This is a genomic window from Streptomyces longispororuber, from assembly GCF_024448165.1.
GTDB classification, from domain to species: domain Bacteria; phylum Actinomycetota; class Actinomycetes; order Streptomycetales; family Streptomycetaceae; genus Streptomyces; species Streptomyces longispororuber_A.
Window position 1 is genome coordinate 1 of sequence record NZ_JAMOLN010000313.1, and the last position, 8,455, is coordinate 8,455.

The following is an 8,455-nucleotide window of genomic DNA, read 5'->3' on the forward strand; positions in this document are numbered from 1 at the left end:
GCGACCGGGCGTCCGGAGCTGACCGAGGCCGCGATCGTGGTCTCCGGCGGCCGCGGGGTCAACGGCGCGGAGAACTTCGCGATCATCGAGGCGCTCGCCGACTCCCTCGGCGCGGCCGTGGGTGCCTCGCGGGCCGCGGTGGACGCCGGCTGGTACCCGCACTCCAACCAGGTCGGCCAGACCGGCAAGAGTGTCTCGCCGCAGCTGTACATCGCGTCGGGCATCTCGGGTGCGATCCAGCACCGGGCCGGTATGCAGACCTCGAAGACGATCGTGGCGATCAACAAGGACGCCGAGGCCCCGATCTTCGACCTGGTCGACTACGGCGTGGTCGGCGACCTCTTCGACGTCGTCCCCCAGCTCACCGACGAGGTCAAGACCCGCAAGGGCTGACCGCTGCCCTACAGGCCCTGGACGTGGCGGCGCACGTAGAAGCCCGCCGCGCCCAGGGCTCCGGCGATCAGCGCGCCGCCGAGGACGAGCTGCACGGCACTGAGGCCGCCGAGCGAACCTCCGTCGCCCGCGTGCACGCCGTGGATCTCGGTGTCGCCGCGGCCCGACACGGTGAGGGTCCGGCGCACCACCGTGCCGCTCTCGCAGCTCACCGAGACGGGATAGGTGCCGGGTCTGGCCCCGGACGGGACCTGGAACTGGCCGACGACGTCGCCCTGTCGGGTGCTGGTGCGGAGCGGGAAGTCGCCCGCTCCGAGGCTGTTGGCGTCACCCGTGGCGTTCCGGTCCTTGCCGCACGCGGCGGTGTTGGCGGTGACGGTGGCGCCGGGGCGGGCGTCGGCCGGGACGAGCTCCAGGGTGGCGGACGACGTGGTGGGCTCGTCCCACGTGGTGCCGCCGTCGTCCCAGGCGGAGCCGTCCCCCTCGGCCCACGCGGTGGCGCACACGGGCGCCGCGAGGGTGAGGACGACGGCGGCAGCGGCGGCGGTCGGCAGAGTCGCGGTGCGACGCATGGGGTTCCTCTCCGGTGCGGCCGGTCGACGGCCACGGGTGCAGTACTCGGCCGAGCCAACCCCGCACGCGCGCCGCCCGCCCATCGAGGCGTCGGGTCGGGTGAGGGAAGGGGCACGGACGGGTGATCCCCGGAACGTGTCGGCCCTCTCCCCGTGGGCCCGCCGGATCGGTAATCTCCGCGTTCATGGACTCAAGGGCCCGGGCACTGTGGCTGCGCACCGAACCGCTGCACGCGGTCACCTACTTCGACGAGCACTGCCGCGGCCTGGGCAGGGCCCTCGGCCTCAGAGGCTTCTGGATGGGCTACTTCGCCGCCCGCACCGCCCCGTTGGGACCGGTGCCCGCGCCGGTCGCCGGCTCGGCGCTCGCCGTGTTCGCACCGGACATGGTGGCCCGGGCGCTGCCCGCGGCCTGGTCCGTGCCCGGGGTCACCCCGGAGCGGGTGGTCGACGAGCGGGCCGTGCGGGCCGCGGCGGCGCTGCGCGCCGTCGTGCCCGGGATCGCGGCGACGGCCCCGCAGCTGCTCGGTCCGCTCGCGGCCATGGTGGCGGACGCCCCGACGATCGCCCGCCCGCTGTTCGCCGCCAACCAGGCGCTGCCCGAGCGCGCCGACCCGGTCGAGCAGCTGTGGCAACTGACCACGTCCCTGCGGGAGTTCCGCGGGGACGCGCATGCGGCGGCGCTCGCCGACCACGATCTCGACGGCTGTGCGGCGCTGGTCCTCGCGGCGGCGACGGACCGGGTGCCCAAGGACGGGATCCGGCTGGACCGCGGCTGGAGCGAGGAGGAGTGGGCGGTCTCCGTCGACGCGCTGCGCTCCCGGCGGCTGCTCGACACCGACGGACACGTCACCGATCTGGGCCGCACGGAACGCGCGCACGTGGAGGACACGACGGACCGGCTGGCCGGCCGGCTGCTGCGCCCGCTCACCGACCGGGCGGCGGACCAGCTGCTCACCGCGCTGAAGGAACCGGCCGGGCGGGTCACGGAAGCGAACGTGCTGCCGTTCCCCAACCCCATCGGGCTGCCCCGGCCTCGCGTGGTGGAAGCCGCCCGCTAGGGCCTGTCGTCACACTCCCGTCTGCCCCGCCTAGACGAACCGGCCGTGCGTGCGGTGCGCCTCGACCAGCTTGACGCGCGCCGCCACCAGCCGCTGGGCCATCACCTCGGCGACCCCGTGCAGCAGGGCCACGCCCAGGGCCGGTTCGAGGTCGCAGAGGTTGCGCACCGCCGCGGCGTCGAACTCATGGGCGCGCACCGGGCTGAACGCCTCGGCGCCGAAATCCCATGCGTAGGGCGCGAACAGCCAGGACCAGCCGAGCAGATCGCCCGGTCCGAGGGGATCGACGGGCAGCCGCTCCCGGTCGGAGACGCGGACGTCGAGGGTGACCGCGCCGGTCCGGATGATCCAGAACCGGTCCGCCGTGTCGCCCTCCTCGAAGATGCGGGAGTCCTGCGGGAACGAGACTTCCCTGGCCAGGGGCATCAGACGTTCACGGTAGGCACGCGGGAGCCGGTTGAGCAGTCGTGTCTGCGCTGTCATGGCGGAACACCTCCACCGTCGTGTCGTTCCAGCGTACGTACGCCGCGGCCGTACCCAGCGTGACCCCTGGCGTACCCAGCGTCGCCTCCCGCTCCTCACCAGGACAGCCGCCCCTACTGGACGGCTGTCACCCGAAAAGGCTAACGGCGCACGGATTCGGCCGCATGTGGATCTCGCTCAGCTGCGGATGGCGTAAGCGGATCGCGGGCCGACGATCATGGCCCTACGTTTCCGCCATGGCGACTTTCATCCGCTTTTACCCCCGTATTACCAAGGCAGTTGTGCTGTCCGGCACCTGCACCGCACTCGCCGTGGGGGCCGCCGCTCCCGCCCCGGCCGTGGGGCCCTCTCCGGCGCCGCCCGCGGTGCCGGCGGTGTCGGCGCTGTCCTGGGAGGTCATGGACGCCCGCACCGGCGACGTCCTGGCGGCCAAGGCACCGCACCGCAGGCTGCCGCCCGCCAGCACGCTCAAGACCCTGTTCGCCGTCACGGTGCTGCCGAAGCTCCGTCAGAACCTCGTCCACCGGGCCACGTCGGCGGACCTCTCCGAGGTCGCCGAGGGCAGCAGCCTGGTCGGGGTCGACGAGGGCCACCGCTACACGGTCGGCGACCTGTGGCGCGGGGTGTTCCTCAGCTCCGGGAACGACGCGGTGCACACCCTCTCCCGGATGAACGGCGGACTGCCGCGCACCCTGGCCGACATGCAGGCGACCGCCCGCCGGATCGGGGCCCGCGACACCCAGGTCCGCTCCCCCGACGGCTTCGACGCCCCCGGCCAGTACTCCTCCGCGCACGACCTGGCCCTCATCGCCAAGGAGGGCTTCAAGAACCCCGACTTCCGCCGCTACATGGGCACCAAGTGGGCGCGCTTCCCGGCCGCCGGGGGCCCGGACGCGTACGAGATCCAGAACACCAACCGGCTGCTCGTGGGCTCGCACGGCGTGGAGCCGTACCCGGGACTCATCGGCGTCAAGAACGGCTACACCTCCCACGCGGGCAACACCCTCGTCTCCGCCGCCACGCACAAGGGCCGGACGATCCTCGTGACCGTCATGAACCCGCAGGAGGAGTCGTTCAACGCGGTCTACGAGGAGGCCCGCGCCCTGCTCGACTGGGGTTTCGCCGCGGCGCCGCTGCGGGCGCGGCAGCAGGCGGGTCCGCAACGGACCCCGGCGGTCCGGCAGTTGACGGCGGCGGTGCCCGTCGCGGCCGCGCCCGCCGAGGCGCCCCACCCGGCGTCAGGACTCGTGAAGCACCTCGGGGCGGCGTCCACCCTCGTCGTGCTGTGCGGCGTCTCGGTGCTGCTGAGGCGTCGGCTGCGCACCCGGCGCGGCACCCACTGACCATTCCGTACCGCCCTCACTCCCGCGGCCGCGGCGCCCCCGTTCGGCCCCCGCCGAATGGTCGACGCCCGGCGGCGCTCATAGCGTCGCAGGCGTCGCCCCTTCCTGGAGGATCCGTATGCGCTCCATATCCGTGCTGACCCCGGCCCTCGTCTCCCTCGCGGCGGTCGGCCTGACCGCGCCCGGGGCAGTCGCGGACGACGGCGGCACCCAGCCCGACGTCACGTCGTTCGGTTTCACGGTCACCCCGAGCACGGTGGCGGCGGGCGGCACGGTCACCCTCAGCTCCACGGAGTGCGACGTCCCCTCGGTGCGGGTCGACGCACCGGTCTTTGACGCAGTCACTTTGAACGAGGGGCACTCCGCCACGGCCCAGGTCTATCCCGACGCCAAGCCCGGCGCGCAGTACGACGTCACCTTCGACTGCAACGGTGAGAAGGGACGGGCCACCCTCACCATCGCCACCGGCTCCGACCACTCCGGCACGACCGTCGACCGCGGGGTGAAGGCCGGGCTCGGCGGGTCGTCGGGCAGCACCGACCCCGCCCTGGTCGCGGCCGGCGGGGCACTGATCGCGGGTGCGCTCGGCATGGCCGGTCTGCGGTTGCGCAAGCGCCGCTCCGACGCCTCCTGACGGCCCGGCAGCCGCCCGTGTCCCCGGCCCCCTCGAAGATCCGCCGGCCCTCGTGGTCGTTCCTCGCCGTGGTGCTGCTCGCCGGCGTGCTGCTGGTGCACCACGGCGTCTCCCAGGCGGACGGACCGCCGCAGCCGGAGCCCGGCGCGGCGAAGCTCGGCACGAGCACGCCGCCCGCCGACCCGCTGCCCGCCTCCGTCCCGCGCCGGATCCGCATCCCGGAGATCGGCGTCGACGCGCCGCTCACCGAGGTCGGCCGTGACGCGGAGGGCTGGCTGGACGCGCCGCCGCCCAGGAAGGCGAATCTGGCCGGGTGGTTCACCGGCGCCGTCACCCCCGGCCAGCGTGGCACGGCCGTCATCGACGGCCACGTCGACAACGCCGACGGACCGGCCGTCTTCTACGGTCTCGGCTCGCTCAAGAAGGGCGAGCACATCGAGGTCGAGCGGGCCGACGGCAGGACGGCCGTGTTCGAGATCCACGGCATCGACGTGGTCGACAAGGCCGACTTCCCCGACCGCCGGGTCTACGGCAGCACCGGCCTGCCCGAACTCCGGGTCATCACCTGTGGCGGCACGTACTCCAAGCGGTCCGGGTACGCGGGCAACGTCGTGCTGTACGGGCTGCTCACCTCGGTGCGCGGCGGCTGACCCCGCTCAGTCGTGCGGCGCCCGGCCGGTCACCCGGTGGTCCGCGTGGCTGAGCGCCTCCGTGACCAGGCGCCTGAGGTGTCCGTCGGTGAGCCGGTAGTGCATGTGGCGGCCTTCGCGGCGGGCCTCGACCAGGCCCGCGAGGCGCAGCTTGGCCAGGTGCTGGCTGACCGCGGTGCGGGACGCGTCGACCCGCTCGGCCAGGGACCCCACGTCCGGCTCGTCGAGCTCGTCGAGTGCGAGCAGCCACAGCAGGTGCAGCCGCGTCGCGTCCGACAGCAGGGCGAACACCCGGGTCGCCTCGGCGAGACGGGCGCTGTCCGGTTCGCGCAGATGCGCACCTGCCGCAGGTGGGATGGGGTCGCTGTCAGGCATGGGGTCCAGCCTAGGGCCGGTCCGCGGGAGCTGTTGACTGCGGGACACCACCCCTCCATAGTCGTCATGTGCGCAGATGCGCACATGACGACTATGAGCCGTGTGAGACCGCCGCATGCCCACCGTCCTGCGCCACCGCACCTACCGTCAGCTGTTCGCCGCCCAGGTCGTCGCGCTGGTCGGCACGGGGCTCGCCACCGTCGCGCTCGGCCTCCTCGCGTACGACATGGCGGGCGCCGACGCGGGTTCCGTGCTCGGCACCGCCCTCGCGATCAAGATGACGGCGTACGTGCTCATCGCGCCGCCGGCCGGCGCGTTCGCGGACCGGGTGCCGCGCAGGGCCCTGCTGGTGGGCGCCGACCTGGTCCGGGCGGCGGTGGCGCTCGCCCTGCCGTTCGTCGGCCAGATCTGGCAGGTGTACGTCCTGGTCTTCCTGCTCCAGTCCGCGTCGGCGGTCTTCACGCCGGCCTTCCAGGCCGTGATCCCGGACGTGCTGCCCGACGAGCGCGACTACACGCGGGCGTTGTCGCTGGCGCGCCTCGCCTACGACCTGGAGAGCCTGTTCAGCCCGGCGCTCGCGGCGGCGCTGCTCTCCGTGGTCACGTACGACCGGCTGTTCACCGGGACGCTGCTCGGCTTCCTGGCCTCGGCAGCGCTGGTGGGCTCCACGGCCCTGCCGCGTGCGGCGCGCCCCGTCCGCGCCCCGGTGACCGCCGGGGTGCGGCTCTTCCTCCGGGTGCCGCAGCTGCGGTCACTGCTCGCGCTGAATCTGGCCGTCGCGGCGGCGAGCGCCCTGGTGACCGTCAACTCCGTCGTCTACGTACGGGAGTTCCTCGGACTGTCGGCCGGGGCGGTGCCGCTGGCGCTCGGCGCGTACGGGGCCGGTTCGATGGTCGTGGCGCTCGCGCTGCCGCGGGTGCTGGAGCGGACCGGGGAGCGGGCGGTGATGCTGTGCGGGGCGCTGTCGCTGGGGCTCGTGTTCGCCGCGCTCGGGGTCGTCACGGGCTCGGGGAGCGGGAGTTGGCGGGTCGGCGCGCTGCTGGTCACGTGGGCGGCGTTCGGTGCCGGGTGCTCGGCGGTGCTCACCCCGGCCGGGCGGCTCGTGCGGCGGGCGGCGCCCGAGCGGGAGCGGACGGCGGCCTTCGCCGCGCAGTTCTCCCTGTCGCACGCCTGCTGGCTGGTCACGTATCCGCTGGCCGGATGGGTCGGGGCCACCGCGGGGCTGCCCGCCGCGGTGGGCGCGCTCGGGGCCGTGGCGCTGGCGGCGGCGGTCGGCGCCGTGCGACTGTGGCCCCGGACCGACGACGTGGTCGAGCACGAGCACGTCGGACTCGCCGCCGACCATCCGCACGTCAGCGGTGCGGTGCGGGCGGGGGACGGCTGGCGGCACAGCCACCCGCGGCTGACGGACGGGCTGCACGCGGCACACCCCTGACCTGTGCCGCAGCGGCTCAAGGCACCATTCCCCCATGGGACTTCACGATCAGTACGGGCTGACGCAGGTCATCAACGCCAGGGGGCCGTTCACGCCGCTCGGTGTCTCGCGGAGCGACGAGCGGGTCACCTCGGCCGTCGCCGCCGCGCTGTCCGGCTTCTTCGTCATGGAGGAGCTGCAGGACCTCGCGAGCCGGACCGTCGCCCGCGCCACCGGCGCGCAGGCCGCCACGGTGGTGCACTGCACCTCCTCGGCGATCACGCTGTCGGTCGCTGCGGCGATGACGGGCACGTCACCGGAGCGGATCGCGGCGCTGCCGGACACTCGGGGCATGCCCGCGCGCGTCGTGCTCCCTGCCGGGCACACCGTCGACTACGGGCATCCCCTGGTCCAGGACGTCCGGCTGGCGGGCGCCACGCCCGTCGTGTCGGGAACGGGGGACGAGTGCACCGTCGCGGACCTGGAGCGGGATCTCGCGCACCCGGACACCGCGTGCCTGGTGCTGGTGTCGTCGCGGCTGACCCGGGGCGCCCCGGTCCCGCTCGCCGACGCCGTGGCGGCCGCGCACCGGCGGGGCGTCCCGGTGGTCGTGGACGGTGCGGCGCAGGACCTGCGGATCGACGAACTGCTGGCCACCGGCGCCGACCTCGTGCTGGTCAGCGGCCAGAAGTACCTGGGGTCGCCGACGGCGGGCCTGGTGCTCGGGCGGGCCGAGGCGGTGCGCGCCGTACGGGCCCAGGAGAAGGGCATCGGGCGGGCGATGAAGGCCGGCAAGGAGGCCGTGATCGGCGTCGTCGAGGCGCTCGGGCTGCGCGCGGAGCTCGATCAGGTCGCCTGGCGGCGGGCGCAGACGGACAAGGTCGCCCGCTTCGTGGCGCGGGTCTCGGCGCTGCCGGGTGTGGCGGGCAGGGTCGTGGACGATCCGACGGGGCTGCCGTTCCCGCGCGCGAGCGTCGCCGTGGACCCGGCCGCGGCGGGGCGGGACGCCGCGGCACTGGCGACCGAACTGCGGGCGGGCTCCCCTCAGATCTGGGTGATCACGCAGCACCAGGACCGCGGCGAACTGCTCCTGGAACTCGTCCCGCTCACCGAGGAAGAGGTCGCGGAGATCCTGCGCGCGCTGGCGGCCCTGCTGCCCGGCACGCCTCAACCGGTCTGAGACGAGGGCGCCTCGGCCCCGGCCCCCGCCAGGTCCGCCGCACGACCGCGCAGCGTGAAGTCCGCCTCGGTCGTCTCCCCCGGCCGCACCTGCCTGCGCCGCGCCACCGGATGCCGGCCGGGCGCCGAGGCCACCACGCCGACGTGACCCTCCGGCAGGCCCGCCACCGCGTAGCGGCCCTGCGCGTCGGTGACGGTGGACACCAACTGCCGTCCGCCGCCGTCGAGTACGACGACCGCGGCGCCGCGCACCGGGTCCTGACCGGCGTCCCGGACCACACCGGTCAGGACGGGGTCCGGGTCGCCGAAGTGGTGGCGGTGCACCGGCAGCGCGGTCGGCACCGGTGTCTC

General features: G+C 74.4%; 11 protein-coding genes. 7 read left to right on the forward strand and 4 right to left on the reverse strand.

The genetic code is table 11. The features are described 5' to 3' along the window. Positions 1–393: electron transfer flavoprotein subunit alpha/FixB family protein (locus M4J07_RS44870; RefSeq protein ID WP_255982582.1), on the forward strand; the 393-nt coding region annotated here is incomplete at its 5' end. Between the two features lie 8 nt (positions 394–401). Here M4J07_RS44870 and M4J07_RS44875 read toward each other — a convergent pair. Further along, positions 402–965: a hypothetical protein gene (locus M4J07_RS44875; protein WP_255982584.1), complete on the reverse strand. Its 564-nt coding sequence runs from the start codon at positions 963–965 to the stop codon at positions 402–404. Between the two features lie 185 nt (positions 966–1,150). Between M4J07_RS44875 and M4J07_RS44880 the strand changes: the two genes are divergently transcribed. Next, on the forward strand, positions 1,151–2,026 hold the full coding sequence (locus tag M4J07_RS44880) for an SCO6745 family protein (RefSeq protein WP_255982586.1): 876 nt from the start codon (positions 1,151–1,153) through the stop codon (positions 2,024–2,026). A 30-nt stretch (positions 2,027–2,056) separates the two neighbouring features. On the opposite strand, the gene M4J07_RS44885 is transcribed toward M4J07_RS44880, so the two are convergent. Then, entirely contained in the window at positions 2,057–2,509 is a 453-nt protein-coding gene (locus M4J07_RS44885) for a cyclic nucleotide-binding domain-containing protein (RefSeq protein WP_255982588.1), read from the reverse strand. Between the two features lie 236 nt (positions 2,510–2,745). Between M4J07_RS44885 and M4J07_RS44890 the strand changes: the two genes are divergently transcribed. From M4J07_RS44890 to M4J07_RS44900, 3 genes are all read left to right on the forward strand, one after another. Next, positions 2,746–3,852 carry a D-alanyl-D-alanine carboxypeptidase family protein gene (locus M4J07_RS44890; protein ID WP_255982590.1) on the forward strand — a complete coding sequence of 369 codons (1,107 nt, stop codon included), beginning with the start codon at positions 2,746–2,748 and terminating at the stop codon, positions 3,850–3,852. Positions 3,853–3,970: 118 nt separating this feature from the next. Beyond that, positions 3,971–4,486 (forward strand): hypothetical protein, encoded by a 516-nt coding sequence (locus M4J07_RS44895; RefSeq protein ID WP_255982592.1) that lies wholly within the window; start codon positions 3,971–3,973, stop codon positions 4,484–4,486. A gap of 17 nt (positions 4,487–4,503) precedes the next feature. Beyond that, positions 4,504–5,136, forward strand: coding sequence for a class F sortase (locus tag M4J07_RS44900; RefSeq protein WP_255982594.1), 633 nt, complete (start codon positions 4,504–4,506; stop codon positions 5,134–5,136). Positions 5,137–5,142: 6 nt separating this feature from the next. Here the strand turns inward: M4J07_RS44900 and M4J07_RS44905 are convergent, their stop codons facing one another. Beyond that, on the reverse strand, positions 5,143–5,511 hold the full coding sequence (locus M4J07_RS44905) for an ArsR/SmtB family transcription factor (RefSeq protein WP_255982596.1): 369 nt from the start codon (positions 5,509–5,511) through the stop codon (positions 5,143–5,145). 115 nt (positions 5,512–5,626) lie between these two features. Here M4J07_RS44905 and M4J07_RS44910 point away from each other — a divergent pair, with 115 nt between their 5' ends. Both M4J07_RS44910 and M4J07_RS44915 read left to right on the forward strand, forming a co-directional pair. Further along, positions 5,627–6,946 carry an MFS transporter gene (locus M4J07_RS44910; protein ID WP_255982598.1) on the forward strand — a complete coding sequence of 440 codons (1,320 nt, stop codon included), beginning with the start codon at positions 5,627–5,629 and terminating at the stop codon, positions 6,944–6,946. A gap of 34 nt (positions 6,947–6,980) precedes the next feature. Next, entirely contained in the window at positions 6,981–8,105 is a 1,125-nt protein-coding gene (locus tag M4J07_RS44915; protein WP_255982600.1) for an aminotransferase class V-fold PLP-dependent enzyme, read from the forward strand. Here the strand turns inward: M4J07_RS44915 and M4J07_RS44920 are convergent. Continuing rightward, on the reverse strand, positions 8,093–8,455 hold a 363-nt coding region (locus M4J07_RS44920), incomplete at its 5' end, for a carboxypeptidase-like regulatory domain-containing protein (RefSeq protein ID WP_255982601.1). The genes M4J07_RS44915 and M4J07_RS44920 overlap by 13 nt on opposite strands.